Source organism: Novosphingobium sp. (assembly GCF_965228995.1).
GTDB lineage: Bacteria > Pseudomonadota > Alphaproteobacteria > Sphingomonadales > Sphingomonadaceae > Novosphingobium.
Genome location: NZ_OZ245852.1, coordinates 439,830 through 463,753 on the forward strand (window position 1 = coordinate 439,830; position 23,924 = coordinate 463,753).

Consider the following 23,924-nt stretch of genomic DNA (forward strand, 5'->3'; position numbering starts at 1 on the left):
TAACTGACAATCTGGTTGCAATTGTCGCTTGGCGCGCACCCTTGAGGCGGCAATAGAACACGCCAACCGTTGTCGGCCCGGAGGGAATCGCTCAAGCATGCTCTATTCGATTTGCCGTCCCCTGCTGTTCCGCATTCCCGCCGAGACTGCCCACCGCCTGACGATCGCCGCCCTGTCCGCCGCGCCGCGTGCCGGCCGCGCCGCGCCGCAGCCGCTGCTGTGCCAGCGCGTCGCGGGCCTCGTCTTCCCCAATCCGGTTGGTATTGCCGCGGGGTTCGACAAGAACGGCGAAGTGCCGGACGCGCTGCTCGGCCTTGGCTTCGGCTTTGTCGAGGCGGGCACTGTCACCCCTCGACCGCAGGAGGGCAATCCGAGGCCCCGGCTGTTCCGCCTTGTTGAGGACAACGCGGTGATAAACCGCATGGGCTTCAACAATGCGGGCGCACAAGTGGTCGCCGCCCGACTCGCGGCCCGGCAGAAGCGGCCCGGAGTCGTCGGCGCCAATATCGGCGCCAACAAGGATTCGGCGGATCGCATCGCGGACTACGCGGCGATGACGCGGATCATGGCCCCGCTCGCGAGCTACCTCACGGTGAACATCAGTTCGCCCAACACGCCGGGCCTGCGCGCGCTGCAGGATCCTGCCGCGCTTGCCGATCTGCTTGACGCGGTGATCGAGGCGCGCGGCGCGTTGCCGACAAAGCTGTTCCTCAAGCTCGCGCCGGATCTGACCAGCACCGATATCGATGCGATCTGCCGCATCGCGCTCGACAAGCATCTCGATGCCCTGATCGTGACCAACACCACTATCACCCGCCCGGCGCTGCGCTCGCCGCTGGCCGGGGAGGCAGGCGGGCTTTCAGGTGAACCGCTCCGCCCGCTCGCGTTGCAGGTGCTGCGAGACTTCCGCTCTGCCACCGGCGGAGCGATCCCGCTGATCGGAGTGGGCGGTATCGCCAGCGCGGAAGACGCCTGGGCGCGCATCCGCGCCGGGGCCAGCCTGATCCAGATTTACAGCGCGCTCGTCTACGAGGGCCCGGGTCTGGTGCAGCGGATCGTTGACGGGCTGGCCAAGCGCGTGAGCGCCGAAGGCATGAGCAGCATTGCCGAGGCGGTCGGCAGCGAATAACGCTGCGTCATGGCATTCCGTTTCGTCCGCTCGCTCGCGCCTGCCGCGCTGTTCGTTTTTGCACAGGCCTGCGCGCCGCTGCCCAACGCGGCGCGGCCCGTCACCGCACTAGCACCCGAAGCGCCGCCCGCCTCCGAGGATATGGGCGTCGTCACCGCCGCCGATCCGCGCGCCGCGGCGGCAGGGGCGGAAATGCTACGCCTTGGCGGATCGGCCACCGATGCCGCCATCGCCGTGATGCTTGCCCTCAACGTAGTCGAACCGCAGAGCTCAGGGATTGGCGGCGGCGGTTTCCTCGTCACCGCCAGCGCTGCGGGCGATGTACAGAGCTTTGACGGGCGCGAGATGGCTCCGGCCGCTGCCACGCCGGACTGGTTCATCGTCGATGGCAAAGTGCTCAGCCACAGCGATGCCGTTCCGGGCGGGCGCAGCGTCGGCGTGCCGGGCAACCTGCGCCTTGCCGCGATGGCCCATGAACGCAGTGGCAAGCTGCCGTGGCGCGTGCTGTTCGGCCCGGCAATCCGCCTTGCGGCTGACGGCTTCGCGATCAGCCCCCGCCTTGCCAGCACGCTCGCCTTCGCGTCCGACATCGCCGGGCTCGATCCCGCGGCCCGCGCCTTGTACTTCGGAGCGGACGGCGCCCCGCTCCCCGTCGGCACCATGGTGCGCAATCCCGCGCTTGCCGCAACGTTCGAGAAGATCGCCGCGAACGGGGCAGACAGCTTCTACCTTGGCGACAATGCCAAGGCGATCGCCGCCAAGGTCGGCACCGCACCGCGCAACCCCGCGCCGATGTCGACCGCCGATCTTGCTGGTTACACCGCCAAATCGCGCGATCCGGTCTGCGGCCGTTACCGGGTCTGGCGCGTGTGCAGCATGGGGCCGCCGTCTGCCGGCGGGATCACCGTGCTGCAGACGCTGGGCGAACTTGAACGCTTCGATCTGAAAGCCATGGGCCCCGCCTCGCCCACCGCCTGGCACCTGATCGCCGAGGCCGAGCGGCTCGCCTTTGCGGACCGCGACGCCTGGCTCGCCGATCCCGATTTCGCCCCGGTGCCGACAGCAGGCCTCATCGATCCTGCGTATATCGCCGCGCGCTCGGCGCTGATTTCGGAGACTGCGACGATCACCGATACCGCACCCGGCAAACCCGCCGGCGCGAGTGACAAGTTCGCGGTGGCCGGGCCCATCCCCGAACATGGCACGACGCATTTCGCCGCGGTCGACCGCTGGGGCAATGCCGCGAGCTACACCTCCACCGTTGAAAGCGCCTTCGGTTCGGGCCTCATGGTCGGGGGATACTACCTCAACAACGAACTCACCGACTTCAATCTCGATCCCAACCGCAACGGCAAGCCTACCATGAACCGCATCGAGGCCGGCAAGCGCCCGAGGAGTTCGATGAGCCCGGTCGTGGTCTACGGCCCGGATGGCCACTTGCGCCTGATCGCCGGCGCCGCGGGCGGATACACCATCCCGCCCCAGGTGATCCGCGTGATCATCGGCACGCTCGATTGGAACCTCTCCGCGCGCGACGCCATTGCGCAGGGCATCGTCATGCCCGCCCCCGGTGCGCTTGCGGTCGAGGCGGGGACGCCGCTGGCCGCTATGGTCCCGGCGCTGCAGGCGCTCGGCCACACCAGGGTCGTCGCCGTGCCGATGCGGCTGAAGGCCAACGCCATCGAATGGGTTCCGGGCGAGAACGGCAAGGGCCACTGGGTTGGCGCCGCCGATCCGCGCAGCGAGGGCGCGACCGCCTCGCCCTGACACCATATCCACAGCCCGCCTTGCCCTTCCGCTACGGCACTCCTAGTTTCCTGCCCAAACACAAGGCCCGCCCGTGCGGGCATCAACGGGCCAGGGGATCATTGCGCCGTGCAGCTTTCCGATTTTGCGTCCTTTCCCAATCTCGTCGCCATGTTCCTCGATCGGGCGGAGTTCTTCGGGGATCGTCCGTTCCTCTGGGCCAAGCGCGGCGGGACGCGGCAATCGCTGAGCTGGCGCGAGGCGGCGGACCAGGTCTGCCTGCTGGCCGAATCGCTGCGCAGCCTCGGGCTCGATCCGGGCGACCGGGTCGTGCTGGTTTCGGAAAACCGGCCCGAATGGTGCATCGCCGATCTGGCGATCATGGCCGCGGGGCTGATCACTGTGCCGGCCTATGTCACCAACACCGAGCGTGACCATCTCCATGTGCTCGAAAACTCGGGCGCACGCGCGGTCATCGTCTCCAATGCCAAGCTTGCCCAGCCGCTGCTGACAGCCTGCCTCAGTGCGGCGCCGGTGGCCCAGATCATTGGCATGGAGCCGCTGCGCCGCATGCAGTCCGATCGCATCGGCTTCCACGATTGGTCCGCGCTCACCGCTGGCGATGCGGTTCCCGCGCGGCTTTCGGTGGCCGCGCGTGTTGCCGCGATTGGCCGCTCGGATACCGCCTGCATCATCTACACCAGCGGCACCGGCGGCGCACCGCGCGGGGTATGCCAGCACCACGGCGCGATCCTGTGCAATGTCGATGGCGCGGCGCATGTCGTGGCCGAGGATCTGGGTTGGGATACCACCGGCCGCGAGACCGAGGCGTTCCTGTCCTTCCTCCCCCTCAGCCATGCCTACGAGCATTCCGGCGGCCAGTTCCTGCCCATCGGCCTGGGCGCGCAGATCTACTATGCGGAAGGCCTCGAAAAGCTTGCCAGCAATATCGAGGAAACCCGGCCGACGCTGATGGTCGTCGTGCCGCGCCTGTTCGAGGTGCTGCGCGCGCGGATCATGAAGCAGGTCGAAAAGCAGGGTAAGCTGCCCAACTACCTGATGGCCCGCGCCCTCGCGATCGGCGCGCGCAAGGCAGACGGCAGCGCCAACATCGTGCGCCGGATCATCGATGCGCCGATGGATTTCTTCATCGAACGCACGCTGCGCCCCAAGATCCGCCAGCGCTTCGGCGGGCGGTTGAAGGCCCTCGTCTCGGGCGGTGCGCCGCTCAATCCCGATGTCGGCCTGTTCTTCGATGCGATGGGCCTCACCATGCTGCAGGGCTATGGCCAGACCGAGGCGGGGCCGGTGATCAGCTGCAATCGGCCCAAGGTCGGCCTTGCGATGGATACCGTCGGCCCCCCGCTGCGCGGCGTCGAGGTCAAGATTGCCGACGACGGCGAAATTCTCGTGCGCGGCGAACTCGTCATGCATGGCTACTGGCGCAACGATGCCGAAACCCTGCGCGCGATCCCGCAGGATGGGCCGCAGGCGGGCTGGCTCCACACCGGCGATATCGGCCATTTTGACGAGAAGGGCCGCATCAAGATCACCGACCGCAAGAAGGACATGATCGTCAACGACAAGGGCGACAACGTCTCTCCGCAGCGGATCGAGGGCATGCTCACGCTTCAGCCGGAGATCGGGCAGGCGATGGTTTCGGGCGACAAGCGGCCCTACATCGTCGGCCTGATCGTCCCCGATGCCGAATGGGCGATGGAATGGGCCCGCGCCGAGGGCGAGAAGTTCAACCTCACCGCCCTGCAGGACCTCCCCGCTTTCCGCACCGCCATCCGCGCGGCGGTCGACCGGGTGAACAAGGACCTCTCGGTGATCGAAAAAGTCCGCCAGTTCACCTTCGCCGACGAGGCCTTCACCATCGACAACGAGGAAATGACCCCCTCGATGAAGATCCGCCGCCACAAGATCAAGGCGCGCTACGGAGCGAGGATCGACGGGTTGTACAAGGGCTGAGCGGCGATCAGCGCCAGTTTTCCGGCAGCGGGGCGCCGGGTGATTGCCATGGGCCGACATAGAGCCCGTTCTTTTTGCGAGCCGCTTCGAGGCTGTTTTTGTCCGACAGCGCCTTGATCGCCTGGGCGGACAGAAAGTCTGACCGCCCCTTTTCGATCAGGGCCTGCCACTGCTCTGCGCTGACCCCCTCCGTGCGGCCCAGAAACAGGGGAGCAGCGCGCTCGAATGATGCCGCCCGCTGCATCAGATCGCGCATGGCGTCGATGTCGCTGCCCGCCCATTCGTTGAGCCCTCTGCCAAGCGACTCGGCAATCGAACCGTAGAGCGCTGGCGCACCGCTCGGATCATCGCTCGTCTTGAGCCAAGGATATATGCGGATCTGGAACACATAGTACCAGAACACCGCCTGCGCCGTGTCGCCCGATTGCAGAAGCACGGTGATCACCGGGATATAGCCGAAGGGTTCTACCGCGTCAGGGTGCGCCGTGACATGAGCGACAGCCTGCTCGCGCTTGCTGGCGACTGGGGACTGCAGCCAGATCGCGGCTTCGTATGAGGTCAGCAGCTGCGCCGGATCGCGGTATTCGGTTCCATCGTACTGGTAGGGATCGCCCAGCCCGGGAAGTATCTTGCCGGCTTGAAGGCACGAGGGGGTCATATCGTCCATCGGACCACCCGAATCATTTTGGTAAGGCGCAACAGTCCCGTCGAAATACCCCAAGACCTGCGCGCGAACGGCATCGAAAGCCGGAGCAGAGTTCTCCTCCAGCTTCCCAGGATCAATGGCGCCATCGGAATTGCAGGTCAGATGCCTGAGCTCAAAGATCGGCTTCTCGGGTGTGCTGTACTCGTCCGAGTGTCGTGCATAGACGGCGGTGACCTGATTTCCGTCCCGTGGCCTCACGATGAACAGCCAGTTCGTCGGATCGCTGGTGGCACGATAGATGTTGTAGTCTACGCGCTTTGCCGCCCCCTTTTCCGCGAGAATCCAATTGCCGGATGCCAGCAGCGCCCGTTCATTCGCGTCCACCAGCGCCGTGGTCGCCGCATCAACCCCTTGCTTGTCGCCCGACAAGAACGCGGCGGACTGCAGTAACCAGAGATTCCGGGTCTTGAGGCGATCCTGATCCGAATCGCGAAACTTCTGCAACTGCGCCAGCGCAGCTTTTGGCTGATATCGAGCAAGACTGGCTTCGGCCTGTAGCGAGGCCAGATCGCGAAGCGCCTCCTCGTCACCCGCGCAGGTTTGCTCCAGGGTGCCAAGCATCTTTACCTTGTCCGCATAGTCCCGCTCAGCCGCCTTGTCTGGCTGCTCCTCGAGGTTACCCTTTGCATCGACCGCGAAGCTCATCGCGACTTTGTCGCGCACTTGGCTCAGACGCGGCCATTCGCGGCTCATCGCAGCCCGGCACGGAGACGTCGAGATCTGCTCCGCCGCCGCAACTGGGGCTGCCGAGGCGGAGGCCACAGCAAGGCTTGCGGCGAGGAGGACGGCAGCAATCATGGTAACGGCCTTCCCATACAACGACAGCGATCCGCCGCATCCTAGTGCAGCCACTTGGCAGTTGCGATCTCGCATTCCATCCATTCTGGCGCGCGCCCGCCCGCTCACGGCTCCACGATATTGAACGCCCCCGGCATAGGATCGAGCGCGGCCAGCCACGCCTCGACCGCCGCGCGGTCGCCCTCCACTTTCAGCCCGGCCATTTCCAGCTTCTCCAACGGCATCTTGAGGAAGAGCAGGCCCAGCAGCAGGCGGCGCGGGGCGGTCAGCGTGGCGGCGGCCCCCGGTGCCGCGCCCATTCGCGCCAGCATCGCGGTGCCGGTCAACTCGATCCCCGCCGTCTCGCCGCGTTCGGGCATCACGAGGTTGATCGCGGTGTGCCGCCCGGCAAGTTTCGCCGGATCGAGCCGGGTCGCGACCGAATCGAGCAGCAGCTGTGTCGGCACCGCCGCGATCATGTCCTGGCTCTGGCTCGAGGTGGCGGACGCAATGCGCCCGTTCCGAAGCTCGCTCGCGGCGGCAAGGAACTGGTTGCGCCAGATCGCACTTTCCGCCTGATAGCCCTGCTGTTCATAGCTATCCGCCAGCGCGGCGCGCGCCGCCTTGTTGGCGGGATCGGCAAAGACCGCCGCGCTCAGCAGTTCGGAGGCCCAGCGATAATCCCCCGCCTTCATCGCCGCGCGCCCCTGCGCGATCACCTTGGCCGGTCCGCCGATTGCTGCAACCAGCCGCTTGGCGTGCTCGGCCGGCGGCCAGGGGTTCAGGTTCGCCGGTACTGCATCGTACCAGCCCAGGTAGAACTGATAGACCGCCTTCGAATTGTGGCTGTAGGTTCCGTAATAGCCATGGTTGAACCAGTCCGCCGCGAGCGAGGACGGCTGCACCAGCGCTTCCGCGATCTCCGCCGGGGTCTCGCCCCGGTTCATCAGGCGCAGCGTCTGGTCGTGCAGCACGCGGTAGTTGTCGCGCTGGCTCGCCAGCATCCGGCTCACTTCCGCCTGCCCGAAGCGCGGCCAGCAGTGGCTCGAGATCACGGCATCGCTGCGCCCGCCATAGAGCCGCAGCGCCTCGTCGAGATAGCCCGCCCAGGCCCGCGTATCGCGGACCTTCGCGCCGCGCGGGGTGAGGATATTGTGGAGCGAACAGGTGCTCATCTCAGCCGAAAGCAGCACCCTGGACCCCGGCAGATAGACGTTGAGCTCACTCGGCGCCTCGCTGCCCGAAACGATCTGGAATTCCATCGGCACGCCATCGACCACTCGCGTCTCGCCGGTTTTGCTGACCGTATCGGTCGGCGCAATCAGCGTGATCGTGCCGGATGAGACGCCTAGCCCGATGCCGCTCCCCATCTGCCCTTGCGCGCCCGGCACAAGGCCGCCGCCGAACTGGTATTGCGCCCGCCGCCCCATTGCGGCCCCGGCAAGCACGTTCTCGCTCGCCGCTTCCTCGATGAAGTGCGCCGGTGCGATCACCTGCACTTTGCCCGCCGCAACGTCCGCCTCGGCCACCACCCCGCGCACGCCGCCGAAATGGTCGGCATGGCTGTGGCTGTAGATCACCGCTGAAACCGGCCGCGCGCCGAGTTGTGCGTTGACCAGCGCGAGCGCCGCTGCTGCCGTTTCGCGCGTTGTTAGTGGATCGACCAGCACCCAGCCGGTCTGGCCGCGGATTACGGTCATGTTGGAAACGTCGAACCCGCGCACCTGCCACACCCCGTCTGCCACGGCGAATAGCCCGTGCTTCCTGAGCAGCCCCACCTCCCGCCACAGCGAAGGGTTCACGCTGGCCGGCGGCGTTCCTTGCACCCAGTCATAGGCGGCGAGGTTCCACACGGCCTTGCCCGCCGCATCGCGGATTACCGGATCGGCCGCGCTTGCGAGGAAACCTTGCGCCGCAAATACGCCGTCGCGCCCATCTTCCAGCGGCAGCGCCGCCGCCACGGCCTGCTGCGCTGCCATTGTCGCCGCGCTCGCGGGCTTGGGCGCGAGCGCGGGATCGACAGGCGCATTGGCAGGCTCGGCGGCCAGCGCCAATCCCGGCACGATGGCCGCCGTCGTCACAGCCAGCCGCATTGCGCGCGCGACAAAGTGCATCAGATCCCCTCCTGTTGTTCTTGTAGCGGCAACTTGTCCGCTCCCGCCCCGACTGACAAGAGGCGCGCAAAATCCGGCCGTCTGCAAACAACACAAGCCAAACGGCTTGGATTGGTCTATGGGGCGCGCTTCTCCCGGCGTGGAGGCGGTGCGTTCAGGCCGCCACCGCATGTCCGGGCACACGTCCTTCCCCCGAAAGCCCTATGCCCTTTTCCCAGCTCCCCCCCGCCCTCGGCGCCGCCGTGGCAGCCCGTGGCTATGCCGCACCCACCCCGGTGCAGGCCGCCGTCCTCGAAGCCGAAGCCCATGGCCGCGACCTCGTCGTCTCCGCGCAGACCGGCTCGGGCAAGACCGTTGCGTTCGGCCTCGCCATGGCCGCCGAATTGCTCGCCGGTGAAGACCGCATGGGCCCCGCCGGCGCGCCGCTCGCGCTGGTCATCGCTCCCACCCGCGAACTCGCGCTGCAAGTAAGCCGCGAACTGGAGTGGCTCTACGAACAGACCGGCGCGCGCATCTCCACTTGCGTCGGCGGCATGGACGCCTCGCGCGAACGCCGCGCACTCGGCTACGGCACGCACATCGTCGTCGGCACTCCGGGCCGCCTGCGCGATCACCTTGAGCGCGGTGCGCTGCAGCTTTCCGCCTTGCGCGTCGCCGTGCTCGACGAAGCCGACGAAATGCTCGACATGGGCTTTCGCGAAGACCTCGAGGCGATCCTCGACGCGACGCCGCAGGAACGCCGCACGATGCTGTTCTCGGCAACGATGCCCGCGCCGATCGTCGCGCTCGCACGCCGCTACCAGAACAACGCGCTGCGCATCTCGACCGTCACCGAGGAACGCGGCCACGGCGATATCGATTATCAGGCGATGGCTGTCGCCCCCGCCGATATCGAGAACGCCGTCGTCAACCTGCTGCGCTTCCACGAAGCCGAGACCGCGATGCTGTTCTGCGCAACGCGCGACAATGTCCGCCGCCTCCACGCCAGCCTCACCGAGCGCGGCTTCGCGGTTGTCGCCCTCTCTGGCGAGCACAGCCAGAACGAGCGCAATCAGGCCCTCCAGGCGCTGCGCGATCGCCGCGCCCGCGTCTGCGTCGCCACCGACGTTGCCGCGCGCGGGATCGATCTGCCCTCGCTCAGCCTCGTCGTCCATGTCGAGATTCCGCGCGATGCCGAAACGCTGCAGCACCGCTCGGGCCGTACCGGGCGCGCCGGCAAGAAGGGCACTGCTGTGCTCATCGTGCCCTATCCGCGCCGCAAGCGGGTCGAGGCCATGTTGCGCGGCGCGCGCATCCCGGCGCAGTGGGTGCCGGCACCTTCGGCCGCAGATATCCGTGCTGCCGACAATGACCGGATGATGGCCGCACTGCTTGCGCCAGTCGAAGCGACCGAAGAGGACCGCGCACTCGCCGCCCGGCTTCTCACCGAACGCAGCGCCGAAGATATCGCCGCCGCGCTCGTGCAGATCCACCGGGCCCGCCTGCCCGAACCCGAAGACCTCATGAGCGGCAACGATGCCGGCCCGCCCGCCCAGCGTGAGCCGCGCGCCGGGTTCGAGCAGAGCACCTGGATGCGGCTCAACTTCGGGCGTGACCAGAACGCCGATCCGCGCTGGGTCCTGCCGCTGCTGTGCCGCCGCGGCCATGTCAGCCGCAGCGAGATCGGCGCGATCCGCATCACCGCGCAGGAAACGCTGTTCGAAGTGCCGACCGCGATCGCGGCGCGCTTCATGGATGCAGTGCGCCGCACGGCCGAGGACGCCGACGAGTTCGAAATCCAGCCCATGGACGGCGCCCCGCGCGACGAAGCTCGCAAGCATCGCCGCGAGGGCAAGCCGAACCACGCGCCCAAGCCCTATCGCCAGGCGGGCCGTCCCGAAGCGCCGAAGAAGCCGCACCGGAAGGGCCCCTGGCGGGCCAAGCCGGATCGCGCGAAGTAGGGCGTCAGGGTGTGAGGGCTATTGCTCTTGCATCCCCAATCCCCCAGCCATCGTCATTGCGGGCATAGCGAAGCAATCCAGGGCGTCACACAGACCGCTCTGGATTGCTTTGCTACGCTTGAGATGACGAGGTGACGTGACCAGGCTCTCCGCAAACCCTCAGGCCACCTCTTCCATTTCGACAAATTCAGGGAAGAAGCGCGGTGCGCACATCGACCAGGCGGGCGCGGTCGCGGCGGCTTCGCTGATCGACTGGAGCAGTTCCTTGCGGCGATCCGGGCGGATATGCGGCAGCGCCGCCGCCCCGCAGAACGCACCCGGAAGCCAGGGGCGGACTTCAGCGCCAAGCAGGCGCTCATAGAGGAAGCGATAGGCCGAGAAGCATTCGATGCGGCCTTGGGCCAGATCGAAAGTGGTGACGCGCAGCAGCGGGCCCATCACGGTTTCGAGGTCTTCGAGGCCGGGCCCTTCGCCGCTCTCGCCATCGCTTTGCAGCAGGCTACGGAGCAGCTTGAGGTCCTGGTAAATCACGTACTGGGTACGGATCGAGGCCGCTTCGGCCGGTCCGCGCGCCCAGCGCCGGAAGGCGTCGTGGCGGGCAAGGCCGACATCGAGGCTGCGCCGGATATAGCGCTGCTCGCATGGCGAAAATCCGGCAAATTCCCGCATCTCGGTCAGAATGGTCTGCGCTGTCCTGGTCGTGGCCATGAGCCCCTCGCTTCGCGTTAGCTGCCAGACACTTGCGTTCCTGTCCGGCGTTAGGGCTGAAGGTAAGTCACCGTGGTTAGGAAGAGATTAATTGGTTAATGCGCGGCATGCCGGGTGACCTTGGGAAGGCTTCGCAAGGCTTGTCAGGGCGGCAGCCTGACATACGACAGGATCGCCCGAATCGCCGGGCGAATGCGCGCTCCTCACGCTTGCAGTGGACCTATCCGCCGGAGGCGATCACGCCTTAACGGCGGCGGTATCGGAAGTACCAGACCATAGGATCAAAATCTGGGTATCCACGTGAAATAAAAATAAAATTAGTGGAACTTCAACGGAGCATTTGAGCAGTAGTAAGCACCGGGCAATCACCGGATCAGCTGATTTTTCGCGTCATAGCGCAAACTTTGCGGTGGGAAACCGCCGCCAAGTTTCACGCCGCGAATGCCTGCTATCGAACACAGCCGGTCAGCGTCGATGAACGTCCGGCCTTGACGGAGGCTGCCTACTAACTGATCGAAAGCGGACGATCGACCACGCGCCATTTCTCTCCGTTCGGAAAAGATGCCGTTGGCCTTGGAAGCCTCCTTCCGGGGAAGGCGGACTTTCGGTCCGCCAACCACGTCTCCCGGATCAGGATCGGCATCGAGAAGCGAATGCCGCCTCAGCCCGGTAGCTTGTCTGCCAGCACGCTGGGGTGTCGGATGTCGAGCGGGCCTTCCAGCAAATCGGCGGCGCGGGCACCAAGGGCCGCGGCGACCTCGCCGTTTATATGGGCCTGACGGCCAGCTTCGTCATCGAACGCGTCAAAAACCGCGAAGGTCTGCTTGTCGAACCGGACCGCAAACCAAGCGATCGTCTTGGCCTCATCCGCCACGAGAGCCTGAGCGCCGAGCAGAAACGATGCCAGTTCTTCTTCCTTGCCGGGCTTGGCTCTGAGTTCGGTGTAAAGGGCATAGTGCGTCATGGGCATTTCCAATTCTCGTTTATGAAAGACGGTGCCGCTACAGCATTGCACCACCCGAATCGCAGGGTTTACTCTTCCGGGATCAGTGCGGTGACGCGCTGAATGGCCCGCTCGACGGCCGGACGGCTTGCGACCCGGTCGTACCAAGTTTGCACGTTGGGATAGTCCTGGAGGTCGATGTCGGCGAATGCGCGGCGCCAGATCCACCCGAAATGCGCGATATCGGCGATCGTGAAATTGACGCCGGCGGCAAACGGCTGCGCCCCGAGAGTGCCATCAAGGACCGTCATCACGCGGGCTGATTCCGAGTTGAACCGGTTGAGCGCAATCGGGAGCTGCTCGGGCGCCTGCTTCTGGAAATAGCCGGCCTGCCCGAACATCGGGCCGATCCCGGTCAGATGGAAGAACACCTGTTCAAAGACGCGCGCACGCGCGATCCCCTCGGCGGGCAGCAGGCGCCCGGTCTTCTCGGCGAGGTATATGAGGATGGCGCCGGATTCGGTCAGTACCAGGCGCTCGCCGCCCGGACCGTCCGGGTCGACGAGCACCGGCACTTTGCCGTTAGGATTGCGCGCGAGGTGCTCGGGCAGCTTCTGCTCGCCCTTGCGGACGTTGACCGATCTCAAGTCGTAGGGAAGGCCGAGTTCCTCGAGCACGATCGGAACTCGAAGGCTATTGGGTGTTGCGAAGGCGTAGACTTCGATCATCGGTTGCTTCCTGATCTGGATGTTTGGCGTTCACGTGGGTCTGCGGCGCGGCGCGCACGCCAGCGCCGCGTTAGCAAATCAGAACTGCGCCGCGCCGCCATCGACATCGAGCTCGATGCCGGTGATGTAGGCGCTATCTTCGGACGCCAGGAAGACGGCCGCCTTGCCATGGTCCTCGGGGGTTCCGAGGCGGCCGAGCGGGATCGAATCGATGACACCGGGCAGCGCTTCGGCGGGAAGCAGTTCGTGGAAGCCGGGGGTCGAGGTATGGCCAGGGTTGAGCACGTTGATCCGGATACCGCTCTCTTTGGTTTCGAGGACCCACGCCCGCACCAGGCTGCGGATCGCCGCCTTGGTTGACGAGTAGACCGACAGCGCCGGCATGCCCCGGAACCCCGCGATCGAGCCAGTCAGAATGACCGAAGCGCCGTTGGGGAGGAGCGGCAACGCCCGCTGAAAGCCGAACAGCAGGCCTTTCACGTTGGTGTTGTAGGTTTTGTCGAAATGCTCTTCGGTGATTTGACCGAGCGGCCCGAACTCGAAGAAGCCGGCATTGAGCGCCAGCACGTCGATGTGCCCATGGTTTGCTTTGACGGTGGCGTAGAGACGGTCGAGATCTGCAAGGCTCGACGCATCGGCCTGAATGCCGATCGCCCCATCGCCGATTTCAGCCACGGCCTTGTTCAGCTCACTCTGGCGGCGGCCGGTAATGTACACCTGTGCGCCGTCCGCAGCAAAGGCCTTGGCCATACCAAGACCGATACCCGCGCTGCCGCCTGTCACGACAGCGATCTTGCCTTCAAGCTTCTTACCCATGTCTCGGTCCTTCGATAGCGCACCGTCGACGATCGATGCGGTGCAGGACCCTGGAAATAGGAGGTTGCCGCAACCGCACTAGACGGCGGGGCGGACTAAGCTCTATTCCACTTCGGAATATAGGTGCCCGGAATTAAGGCTATAGCTTTCTAGGGAGGAATGCTGATGAATCGCCTTGCCGCCATGGATGCGTTCGTTCGCGTCATCGACACCGGAACTTTCACGGGTGCGGCGCGCCAACTCCGGGTCGGCCAGCCTGCCATCTCGAAGATCATCGCGCAGCTTGAACAACACGTTGGTGTAAAGCTGCTTCTGCGGACGACGCAGGGTCTCAAGCCGACCGAGGCCGGCGAGAATTTCTACGACCACGCAAAGCGATCGGTGGAGGAGGCGGACGAGGCCGTATCGAAGGCGCGGGGCGTCGGTGCCGCGCTGACTGGTCGGCTGCGCATCTCCGGCGCTGTGACGTTCGGACGGCTCCATATCGTCCCGCGGCTGCCGCGCTTCATGACGCTGCACCCCGCGCTCGACGTTGAAGTCTTCCTCGACGACGGCAATGTCGATCTGGTCGAGGCCGGGATCGACATCGCACTGCGGATGGGCGATCTTCAGGATTCCTCGCTGACCGCGCGCAGGATCGGCCGGGGACCACGTATCGTCTTGGGGGCGCCTAAATATTTCGACGCCAGGGGCGAGCCGCAGACACCCGCAGACCTGATTAACCACGAGGCGGTGATCTACGACCAACGCGGTGGCGGCACGGTATGGTCGTTCACGCAAGGGGAGGCCGCGCATAAGGTGACGATGAAGGGCCGGATGCGGAGCAATGCGGCGGAAGCGGTTCGCGAGGCAGTCTTTGCGGGAATGGGGCTGGCGGTCGCATCGCGGTGGATGTTCGACCGGGAGTTGGCGGACGGCACGGTGCGGCGCGTGCTCGCCGACTGGGACCTTCCGCCGGTTGGCCTCTGGGTCGTGTTCCCGTCCGGCCGAAACGCCAGCATGAAGGCGCGCGCGTTTGCGAACTTCGTCGAACAGGACATGCGCGCGGACTTTGGCGACACGGAGTGCGGCGGTTCCTGAGTTAGCTGCCGTGAAAACGATTGACTGCCAACGGAGTGCCGTAATGATACCAGGTCGCGCTAAGCGTGACTCATACCGCAAAGTCTGAGAGGCGGACCCGTATGTCGCCCGATCTTGGCAGCGCCAACGTTGCGGACACGAGGCAAAAAGCCTTATGGCCCGGCTTGCAGAATGTAATCACCGGGCAATCACCGACGCGGACCAATTTTTCTTGAAGCGCAGTACCTTAGCGTACAGAAGGTAGCAAAATAGCGCTTCTTCGCATCAACGGCGCCGATAGGTCATATACCAGACCTCGTGCCCTTGCGCGCGGGCCTTCGCCTCGTAGCGGGTCTCGGGCCAGCCGCCGGGGCGCTTCTGGAAATCGGTGGGGGCCTGTGCGAGCCAGTCGAACTTATCGGTATGGCCGCGCATGATCATCAGCGCGTGGCGCAGATAGACGGGATGATCGGTGCCGAAGCGGAATTCGCCGCCCGGTTTCAGCTTGCGCGCGATGAGGCCCACCGGCCCGTCGTTCATCATCCGCCGCTTGGCGTGGCGCGCCTTGGGCCAGGGATCGGGGTGGAGCAGGTAGACGAACGAGAGCGCGCCATCGGGCACGCGGGCAAGCACTTCGAGCGCATCGCCGTGGTGGATGCGCACGTTGCGCAGCGGCAGACCCGTGGCGCTGCCATCAGACCCGCGCCCGCCGTCGACATGGACCAGCGCCTGCGCCACGCCGTTGAGGAAGGGTTCCGCGCCGATGAAGCCGTGATCGGGCAGCATGTCCGCCCGCCCCGCCATATGCTCGCCGCCGCCGAAGCCGATCTCGAAATGAAGCGGGCAGTCGCGCCCGAACAGGGCCTCTGCAGTAACCGGTCCTTCACCGGGCACCGCGATTTGCGGCAGCAGCGTTTCGATCAGCGCCTGCTGGGCGCTGCGCAGCGGCTTGCCCTTGGCGCGGCCATAAAGTCGATTGATGGTGAGCGGATCGCCCGGCTTGTGCGCGGTCATGGTGCGCGCCTGTGGCAGCGAGGCAACCAATGGTCAATGCCGCTCAAAACCCGCGCCTGATCCCGATCGTCCAGCGGCGCGGCGCGCCGGGGCCGAGGAAGCGCGGTGAGGACGCGCCCGGCGCCTCGGCAAGCGGGACCGAGCCGATCTCGCCAAAGGTGCCGAAGGTGGCATGGGCGCGGTCGAACGCGTTGCGCACTTCGGCGAACAGCACGACCTCGCGCACCAGTTCGACGCCTGCACGCACATCAACCAGCACATAGCCCGGCACCAGCGGCGCACGGTTCGATTCGTCGCCGAGCAGCACTTGCCCCGAGCGGGCGGAGAGCGTGCCGCCAAGGCTGAAACGCCGCCATGGGCCCGCCTTGCCGGCATAGTCCAGATTGAGATTGGCGCTGTGGCGCGGCACGCCGGGCAGCCGGTCCCCCGGCCGCACAGTGATCGCGCCGTCCGCTTCCGCTTCGGGATTGCCAGGGCTGGCGATCCGCACCAGCGAGCGGTTGGTAGCATCGCTGAATGCATAGGTCGCAGCCAGCCTGAAGCCGCCGTGCTGTGCCGTCAGCGAGAGTTCGACCCCCTGCCGCCGCGCATCGCCGAGGTTCTGGAAATAGGCACGGCCGCGCACCCCTGAAGCGACGCGGCGGATCTCGTCGCGGCTGTCCGCGCGGTAGAGCGAGGCGAGCCATGACACCCGCCAGCCGCCGGCCACGGCCTTGCCGGACGCACCTAGTTCCCAAGTACGCGCCACAACTTGCCGCAGCGGCGGATCGGCAACGAAGAAATTGGCGAGGCTGCACGGCGCGGCGGGGTCGGCGCAGGACAGTTCAGCGGGGGTCGGCGCGCGGTTGCTCTCGGCATAGCCTGCACGCAGCGACAGGCCGGGGGCGGTGTCCCAATCGAGCTCCAGCCCGGGATTGAGCCGGGTGAAGAAATGCCGTCCGCGCAGCGCGGTGCCGAGCCGGTCATCGAGCCGGATCGCGGCATAGTTGTAGCGCAGTCCGGCCTCGAGCTGCAGGCGCGGGCCGAGTGGCAACGTTTCCGCCGCGAAGAACCCGGCATAGAGATTGCGCGCCACGACCGAAACCGGCGCGATGGCGCTGTCCGCCTGCGCGATTACAGGACCCGCTGCCTGCACCCCGCGGGTATCGTCCAGCGTGCCAAGCGCCGTCGTCGCGGCAAAGGTGCTGCGACCGTAATCGAGGCTGGTGCCGAGTGTCAGCACGTTGCTGCCGCCCAGAAAGGGCCGCCGATCGGTGATCTGCGCCAGCAGGCCAAAGGCGCGCGAATCGAGCACGCCGCGATTGAGCACCGCGTAGACGGGATCGCCCGCCAGCGCTTGGATGGGGCGGCCCAGCCGGTCGGTCAGCATCTCGCGCCCGCTCCCGGTTTCGAGGCAGAGCAGGCCGGGCTCATCCTCGCAAGCTTCGATATCGGCGGCATCGCCGTTGAGCGCGCGGCTCGTCTGCCACTGTGCGTAAAGGGCCGCTTGCAGCCGTGTGGTGGGCGCAAGATCAGCCCAGGGGTGGAGGCTCAAGCGCGTGAAGCGGTTCTCGGTGCGGTCGGGATGGGTGAACACCGCGGCGCGGTGCACGGCGAGCAAGTCTTCGGGCGCGGCGCCATTTCCGCTGAGGCCGGTGCTTGCAAGGATCAGCTTGGCATGGAGCCCCGCAGCCGCGCCGTCATAGCCAAGATCGGCATAGCCGCTGGCGAGCCGCGAACTGCTGAAATCGCGCCAGCCGTTCTCGCCGCGCGATTGCAAGGCGGCAAACGCGCTCCAGCGCCCTGCTGCGCCGCCAGCCGCCACGCTCACATCATGCGCGCCGTAGGCGCCGAGTGAGGCGCTCGCCGTCACCCCGGGCACACTGCGACCCGTCGCGGTCTCGAGCACGAGCGCGCCGCCCAGCGCATTGAGGCCGTAGACCGGGCTCGGATCGACCAGCTCCACCGAGCGCAGCGCAGCATCGGGCAGCAGATCGAGCGCAATCGTATCGCCGAAGGGCAAGTTGAACCGCGCGCCGTCGAGATAGGCGGCCAGTCCCTGTGCCTGCCCTTGCGCGCCAGAAGCCGTCTGCCCGCGATAGACCAGCACGGGCTGCCAGGGGTTGCCCTGAGCATCCTGCAGGGTGACGCCGGGCAGCTGCCGCGCGAGCGCGCCGATCAGATCGGGCCGCCCGCTGCGGGCGAGATCTTCGCGCGACAAGCCGAGCGCATCGTCGCTATCCACCCCGGCGCCGGGAGCGGTGACCAGGATCGGCTGCTCATCCTGCGCGCGCGCGGCATGCGGCAGGCCTGCGGTGAGCAAGGCAGCAGCAGCAAGGCAACGGATCAGGCGCACGGCAAGCAGTCCCCTCATGGAGCGTGCCGGGTATGCGCTCCGGGCGCGGCGGACAAGAAATTTGGGATGGACGCCCGCCGGGGCATGTGGTCACTCGCAAGCCATGTCGGCCATGGATCGTCTGACCGGTGCGCCCGCGCGTGAGTCCAGTCCGCTTGCGGACAAGCTGAGCGTGCGCGAGCTTGAAGTGCTGCGGCTGCTGGCCGAAGGGCACACGATCAAATCGATCGCGGTCCAGCTCGGCCGGACCGAAGCCTCGATCAACGAACGGCTGCGCGATGCCCGCCGCAAGACGGGCATGGGCAGCAGCCGCGAACTGGCGCGGCAGCTGGGCGCCCAGAAAATCTGGGACAGAAATCCTGATCTGGCCATGACATCCCCCTCGGCGGAGGGATCGGTCCAGCTCGCAGGCCGCGGGCTGCCAGGACCGAAAGGAAAGATTGCCATGCTCATCGCCATGCCCCTCATCGCCGCAGGATCACTGCTCATGGCGGCGGATGCGCCCTATAATGCCGCGCACCGGACAGCCGCTCCGCCTGCCGCCGCCGCTGCGCGCACATCGCCGCTGGTCGGCAACTGGGCGCTGGATACGGCCCGCGTGCCGGCGGAGGAGCGCCCGCACAGCGTCACCATCAGCTTCAGCGTCGCGCCCGATCAGCGCTGGACCACCCAGGTCCGGATCGTGAACCCGGATGGCGCCGCCCTCCATGCAGAATCGACCGCCGCGCTCGATGCAGCGCCCGTGCCCATCGCCGGCAACATGGGCTTCATCGATAGCGCCTCGCTGCGCCAGCCCGCCCCGGGAACTCTGGTGATGACACTGGGCAAGGACGGCGCACCGGTTTCGACCCGGGTCTATACCGTCTCGCGCGATAGCCGGTCGATGACCGAGACGATCATCTGGGCAGGTTCGACCATGCCGAAGCTGGAAACCAACACCTTCCACCGGATCGGCTGAACCCGAAACGCAAGCGGCCCGCCATTGCTGACGGGCCGCTGCGCACGGTCATCGAATAGGGGGGGCGATTGCCGGGGGGTGCCGCGGCCGATCAGGCCGCTTCGACGTCCAGCTTGTCATCCGGATCGCGCAGAACATAGCCGCGGCCCCAGACGGTTTCGATGTAGTTTTCGCCGTCGCAGGCGTGGGCAAGCTTCTTGCGCAGCTTGCAGATGAACACGTCGATGATCTTGAGTTCCGGCTCGTCCATCCCGCCATAGAGATGGTTGAGGAACATTTCCTTGGTCAGCGTGGTGCCCTTGCGCAGCGAAAGCAGCTCGAGCATCGCGTATTCCTTGCCCGTCAGGTGGACACGGGCACTGTCGACCTCGACCGTCTTGGCATCGAGATTGACCGAAAGCTTGCCGGTGCGAATGACCGACTGCGAGTGACCCTTCGAGCGGCGCACCACAGCGTGGATGCGGGCGATGAGTTCTTCGCGGTGGAACGGCTTGGTGACGTAATCGTCGGCGCCGAAGCCGAAGCTGCGGACCTTGGAGTCCATCTCGGCAATGCCGGAGAGGATCAGCACCGGCGTCTGCACCTTGGCGACGCGGAGCTTCTTGAGCACGTCGTACCCGTGCATGTCGGGCAAGTTGAGGTCGAGCAGGATGATGTCGTAATCATACAGCTTGCCGAGATCGAGGCCTTCTTCCCCGAGATCGGTTGCATAGACATTGAAACCTTCGGTCGTGAGCATAAGCTCAATCGCCTTGGCCGTGGTCGGCTCGTCCTCGATCAGCAGCACGCGCATGGATCAGCCCCTTGTTGCCATTCCCCGATGGCGGCAGCCCCACTGGCAGGGCCTTCACCGTCATTAACCATATGACCAATGAACATGAAAGGTTAATTTTTCGTGAGCGAGATACCCGGTTCCGCTCGCATGAGCGATGCCCGGCAGGCCCCTTCAGTTTGGCAAAGTTTCTTTGTTCGTCAATGGTTAGACTTACGTATCAAGGCTTAAGATCGCACCCTGGCGCGCAGGCGCGGAAGAAACCTTTTTAAAGAAGTGGCGCCCTATCGGGTGGCAGCCGCACCCGGAACGCCAACGGCCGTGGCTGCTTCACGCAGCTTGCGGGTAGCGCCGAGATCATTGCGGAACGCGGCAAGTCCGCCTTCGAGGGCCTTGGCCGCCTTGGCCGGCTCACCCAGCTGCATGCGGCTGCGCATCAGCATGATCCACCCATCGGCATTGCCCGGATTCTTCGCGAGCTTGGCTTCGAGCCCATCGACCATCCCGCGGATCATCGCTTCCTGCTGGCCCTTGGGCAGCGCGGACGCCGCCTTGATCTCGGCCGAACTTGGCCCCGGGATCGCACCGGAAGCGACCGCCGGGCCGTTGGTCGCCATGCCGCCCGCCGGTGCCGCGAACTGCGCCGCAGCGAGGCGTTCCTCGTAGGGAATCTTGTAGCGATCCCCGACGTTCTTGATCACCCCGCGGATATCTTCGGCATAGGGCGCATCGGCGGGGGTATCCTTGAGGAGCGCAAACCAGGCATCGAGTGCCTTGCGATGCTGCCCTGCCAGATCCATCGCCACCGCGCGGAAATAGCGGGCGCGCGCATCCTTGGGATCGAGCTTGAGCGCCTTTTTGAAGGCGGCCTGCGCATCCGCCGGGATCTTCCCTTCCGTCTTGCTGGCGAGAACGAGCGATTCACCGAGGAATGAAAACGTCTCGGCATGCGTGGCATCGAGCTTGGTCGCCTCCTTCAGCGCCGTTGCCGCTTCGGCATAGCGCTGGGTCTGGAAGTACGACCAGCCGAGCATGCGCCAGCCTTCGGCATCGTCGGGCTTGGCCTTGAGCCGTGCCTCGAGCCGGGTGATCACATCGTCGACCGAAGGAGCCTGGCTCTCGGTCGGTGCCGGCGGCATCGCGATGATTTCGGCGTCGCGCTGCCCGCGCCAGACGGCAACGCCGCCCGCGGTGAGCGCGACGACCGCCGCCAGCAAGAGCGCAAGGCGGCCGCCACGGCCCGAAGTGGGGGCCGAAGCGGGGGCCGAAGCAGGAGCCTGAGCAGGAGCCTGAGCAGGAGCAGGGCCGGAAAGCGGGTTTGAGTGGGCAGGTTCAGCGGTCGGCGTAGATTCGGCCTCGGTCATCGCATGCTCCCTTGCGCGCCCTGATCGGCGCTGCCCCTCCTGACCGGCATATCCTCTGCGCCCGTCACCATGCAAGCGGTGGTGGCAGCTTTGCCCGGCGCACCAAAGCGGTACGGATCGTGGCGGGCCACCAGCCAAATTGCGGCTGGCAAAGCGCTGCGCATCAGTTAAAGTCCTGCGCAAACGGGATCGCAAGTCGGGGAAACAAGGCGCAGGGCCAATCAAAAATGGTCCGCGCACGCATGGCGGGGGACCTGCACCGGTGAGCGAAGTGTATAAGGTTGCGATCATCGGTTCCGGCCCGGCGGGGATGAGCGCGGCAAGCCGGGCGGCGCAATTGCGGTTGCCGCACGTGCTGCTCGAAAAGACTGACCACCTCTCCGACACGATCTACAAGTACCAGAAGGGCAAGCACGTGATGGCAACGCCGTCGCAGCTTGTCCTGCGCTCCGATCAGGAATTCGATGCGGGCAAGCGCGAGGATATCCTCGGGCGCTGGAACCGCCGCACCGACGAACTCGGCGTCAATGTGAAATACAACGCCGAGGTCAAATCGATCCGCGGCACCGGACCCGTGATCGAGGGTTCGATCCAGAAGATCGTGACCCGCGCGCGCGATGGCTCGACCACCACGACCGAACTGCAGCGCCATGCCCCGCCCTACGCGATCACGCTGACGAACGGCGAAGTCGTCATGGCGGAGACCGTCGTGCTTGCCATCGGCACCCAGGGCAATCCCAACCTGATGCGTTGCCCCGGCGGTGACCTGCCGCACGTGACCTACCAGCTCGATGATCCCTATGCGGTGCTCGACGAGCATATCGTGGTGGTCGGCACCGGCGACGCGGGCATCGAGAACGCCCGCGGGCTGGCAGAGGACCCGGCGCAGGGCAACGTCGTCACGGTGCTCAACCGCTCGCCCAAATCGGCGAACGTGCGCGAGAGCTTCGCCACCGCCAAGGAACCGAACGCCAAGGCGCTGGTCGACGACGACGCGGCGGGCAAGCTGACGATCCGCTACGAGACCGAGACCAAGGCGGTCGAACCGGGCTGGATCACGCTCAATACGCGCGACGGTGAGGAGCGCATCCGCTGCGACCGCATCATCGCGCGCATTGGCTCGGCTCCGCCACGCGGCTTTGTGGAAGGCTGCGGCATCGAGTTTGCAAGCAATGACCGGCTCGCCTTCCCGACGCTTTCGCCGCAGTTCGAATCGACCGCCCCCGGCATCTTCGTGATCGGCGCGCTCGCGGGTTATCCGCTGATCAAGCACTGCATGAACCAGGGCTACGACGTCATCGAGTTCATCAACGGCAATACCGATCTCAAACCGGCGGACGAGCCGCTGCTTGAGGCAAAGTTCGCCGGCCTGCCCGGCAAGCGCAGCGTGGCCGATTGGCTCGAGTTGCTGCGGACCAATATCGCCATCCTGAACGGCATGACCACGCTGCAGCTGCGCGAGTTCATGCTCGATTCCGATGCACGCTTCTATCCGGCTGGCGCGACGATCTTCGAGAAGAACGATCCCGGCTCCTCGCTCTTCGCGATTGCCGAGGGATCGGTGCATGTGCGGATCGACGTCAACGACCCGAGCAAGGTCGTGCCCATCGCCAAGGGTTCGATCTTCGGCGAGGTCGGCCTCATTTCCGGGCGGCGGCGCGGTGCGACGGTGGTGGCGGCGAGCGACTGCATCTGCGTCGAGATCAGCCGCAACGCCGCGCTCAAGCTGCAGAGCCAGGTGCCGAGCGCGCGGCGGACCATCGAGCGCATCTCGACCGAGCGGCAATTGCTGCAGATGTTCGGCTCCGGCCTCACGAGCGAAGACGTGCGTGAAGTGGTCGAAACCGCCAGGATCCAGCCCGTGCGCGCAGGCGAGGCGATCATTACCGAAGGCGCGGACGACACGGACATTTTCGTCATTCGCGTCGGCTCGATGATCGTCGAGAAGGTGGTCGGCGGGAAGCCGGTGTTCCTCTCGTACCTCCCCGCCGGCTCCTATGTTGGCGAAATGGCGCTGATCGATGGCGGCCAGCGCACCGCGACGGTGCGCGCGGCAATCAAGAGCGAAGTGATCAAGATCGACGGCGAGGCATTTGCCCGCGTGCTCGCGGCCAAGCCCGCCTTGCTCGCCCGGGCGCGGGCCGACATGGAAACGCGCCGCGCGACCAATGCCTTCGTCGAATCGAAGAAGGACGGCTTTTCCGGCGTCGTCGACCTCTATTCCGAGCAGGCCAAGTTCCTTGTTTCGCAAGGGCTGGGCGAGGCGACCGACGTGCTGCTGATCGACGAGCGGCTCTGCGTGGGCTGCGACAACTGCGAGAAGGCCTGCGCCGACAGCCATGACGGACTCTCCCGACTCGACCGCGAGGCGGGGAAGAGCTTCGCCCACCTCCATGTGCCGACCTCATGCCGCCACTGCGAGCATCCGCACTGCATGGCCGATTGCCCGCCCAACGCGATCCACCGCGGACCGGACGGCGAGGTGTTCATCGACGATACCTGCATCGGCTGCGGCAATTGCCAGCGCAATTGCCCCTACGGCGTGATCCGCATGGACAAGGTGCCGCCGAAGAAGCCCTCGCTGTTTTCATGGCTGCTGTTCGGCAGCGGGCCAGGACCGGGCGAGCCGCCCTATAAGTGGTCGAAGAAGCACACCAAATACACTGGCGATCCGGCCCTCGACGACAAACTCGACCGCAAGAAGGCGATCAAGTGCGACATGTGCGCCGGGATCGAAGGCGGCCCGAGCTGCGTGCGCGCCTGCCCGACGGGGGCAGCGATCCGCGTATCGCCCGATGAGTTCCTGACCGTCGCCCGCCTCGAAAACGAAGGGGCCTGAGC

At 66.0% G+C, this 23,924-nt stretch carries 17 protein-coding genes; 7 read left to right on the forward strand and 10 right to left on the reverse strand.

The features are described 5' to 3' along the window. The first annotated feature begins 97 nt into the window (after window positions 1–97). The 3 genes from ACO056_RS01965 to ACO056_RS01975 all read left to right on the forward strand — a co-directional run bounded on the left by ACO056_RS01965 (window position 98) and on the right by ACO056_RS01975 (window position 4,849). On the forward strand, window positions 98–1,129 hold the full coding sequence (locus tag ACO056_RS01965; RefSeq protein ID WP_421851052.1) for a quinone-dependent dihydroorotate dehydrogenase: 1,032 nt from the start codon (window positions 98–100) through the stop codon (window positions 1,127–1,129). A 9-nt stretch (window positions 1,130–1,138) separates the two neighbouring features. Then, window positions 1,139–2,896, forward strand: coding sequence for a gamma-glutamyltransferase (ggt, locus tag ACO056_RS01970; RefSeq protein WP_421851055.1), 1,758 nt, complete (start codon window positions 1,139–1,141; stop codon window positions 2,894–2,896). A 108-nt stretch (window positions 2,897–3,004) separates the two neighbouring features. Continuing rightward, window positions 3,005–4,849, forward strand: coding sequence for an AMP-dependent synthetase/ligase (locus tag ACO056_RS01975; RefSeq protein ID WP_421851059.1), 1,845 nt, complete (start codon window positions 3,005–3,007; stop codon window positions 4,847–4,849). Between the two features lie 7 nt (window positions 4,850–4,856). On the opposite strand, the gene ACO056_RS01980 is transcribed toward ACO056_RS01975, so the two are convergent. Next, window positions 4,857–6,353 carry a hypothetical protein gene (locus tag ACO056_RS01980; protein WP_421851062.1) on the reverse strand — a complete coding sequence of 499 codons (1,497 nt, stop codon included), beginning with the start codon at window positions 6,351–6,353 and terminating at the stop codon, window positions 4,857–4,859. A 104-nt stretch (window positions 6,354–6,457) separates the two neighbouring features. Further along, entirely contained in the window at window positions 6,458–8,446 is a 1,989-nt protein-coding gene (locus ACO056_RS01985) for an alkyl/aryl-sulfatase (protein WP_421851065.1), read from the reverse strand. Between the two features lie 203 nt (window positions 8,447–8,649). Between ACO056_RS01985 and ACO056_RS01990 the strand changes: the two genes are divergently transcribed. After that, window positions 8,650–10,386: a DEAD/DEAH box helicase gene (locus tag ACO056_RS01990; RefSeq protein ID WP_421851068.1), complete on the forward strand. Its 1,737-nt coding sequence runs from the start codon at window positions 8,650–8,652 to the stop codon at window positions 10,384–10,386. A 159-nt stretch (window positions 10,387–10,545) separates the two neighbouring features. Here the strand turns inward: ACO056_RS01990 and ACO056_RS01995 are convergent, their stop codons facing one another. From ACO056_RS01995 to ACO056_RS02010, 4 genes are all read right to left on the reverse strand, one after another. Then, window positions 10,546–11,094 (reverse strand): hypothetical protein, encoded by a 549-nt coding sequence (locus ACO056_RS01995; protein ID WP_421851071.1) that lies wholly within the window; start codon window positions 11,092–11,094, stop codon window positions 10,546–10,548. Window positions 11,095–11,755: 661 nt separating this feature from the next. Beyond that, complete coding sequence (locus ACO056_RS02000) at window positions 11,756–12,058, reverse strand: putative quinol monooxygenase (protein WP_421851074.1); 303 nt, start codon at window positions 12,056–12,058, stop codon at window positions 11,756–11,758. Between the two features lie 68 nt (window positions 12,059–12,126). Continuing rightward, on the reverse strand, window positions 12,127–12,765 hold the full coding sequence (locus ACO056_RS02005) for a glutathione S-transferase family protein (protein ID WP_421851077.1): 639 nt from the start codon (window positions 12,763–12,765) through the stop codon (window positions 12,127–12,129). A gap of 78 nt (window positions 12,766–12,843) precedes the next feature. Then, window positions 12,844–13,581 carry an SDR family NAD(P)-dependent oxidoreductase gene (locus ACO056_RS02010; RefSeq protein WP_421851081.1) on the reverse strand — a complete coding sequence of 246 codons (738 nt, stop codon included), beginning with the start codon at window positions 13,579–13,581 and terminating at the stop codon, window positions 12,844–12,846. Window positions 13,582–13,746: 165 nt separating this feature from the next. On the opposite strand from ACO056_RS02010, the gene ACO056_RS02015 reads away from it, so the two are divergent. Further along, window positions 13,747–14,661, forward strand: coding sequence for a LysR family transcriptional regulator (locus ACO056_RS02015; protein ID WP_421851084.1), 915 nt, complete (start codon window positions 13,747–13,749; stop codon window positions 14,659–14,661). Between the two features lie 264 nt (window positions 14,662–14,925). On the opposite strand, the gene trmB is transcribed toward ACO056_RS02015, so the two are convergent. Together trmB and ACO056_RS02025 are read right to left on the reverse strand one after the other, a co-directional pair. Next, window positions 14,926–15,654, reverse strand: a complete 729-nt coding sequence (gene trmB / locus ACO056_RS02020) for a tRNA (guanine(46)-N(7))-methyltransferase TrmB (protein ID WP_421851086.1) — start codon at window positions 15,652–15,654, stop codon at window positions 14,926–14,928. A gap of 43 nt (window positions 15,655–15,697) precedes the next feature. Further along, the gene (locus ACO056_RS02025) at window positions 15,698–18,007 is read right to left on the reverse strand and encodes a TonB-dependent receptor (RefSeq protein WP_421851089.1); all 2,310 of its coding nucleotides are present in this window, start codon (window positions 18,005–18,007) and stop codon (window positions 15,698–15,700) included. A 94-nt stretch (window positions 18,008–18,101) separates the two neighbouring features. Here ACO056_RS02025 and ACO056_RS02030 point away from each other — a divergent pair, with 94 nt between their 5' ends. Continuing rightward, the gene (locus ACO056_RS02030; RefSeq protein WP_421851092.1) at window positions 18,102–18,947 is read left to right on the forward strand and encodes a helix-turn-helix domain-containing protein; all 846 of its coding nucleotides are present in this window, start codon (window positions 18,102–18,104) and stop codon (window positions 18,945–18,947) included. Window positions 18,948–19,038: 91 nt separating this feature from the next. Here ACO056_RS02030 and ctrA read toward each other — a convergent pair whose 3' ends face one another. Both ctrA and ACO056_RS02040 read right to left on the reverse strand, forming a co-directional pair. Continuing rightward, window positions 19,039–19,740, reverse strand: coding sequence for a response regulator transcription factor CtrA (gene ctrA / locus ACO056_RS02035; protein ID WP_054121404.1), 702 nt, complete (start codon window positions 19,738–19,740; stop codon window positions 19,039–19,041). A gap of 263 nt (window positions 19,741–20,003) precedes the next feature. Next, entirely contained in the window at window positions 20,004–21,083 is a 1,080-nt protein-coding gene (locus ACO056_RS02040) for a tetratricopeptide repeat protein (RefSeq protein ID WP_421851095.1), read from the reverse strand. A 262-nt stretch (window positions 21,084–21,345) separates the two neighbouring features. Here ACO056_RS02040 and ACO056_RS02045 point away from each other — a divergent pair, with 262 nt between their 5' ends. Further along, window positions 21,346–23,922 (forward strand): cyclic nucleotide-binding domain-containing protein, encoded by a 2,577-nt coding sequence (locus ACO056_RS02045; RefSeq protein WP_421851098.1) that lies wholly within the window; start codon window positions 21,346–21,348, stop codon window positions 23,920–23,922. Window positions 23,923–23,924: the final 2 nt, after the last annotated feature.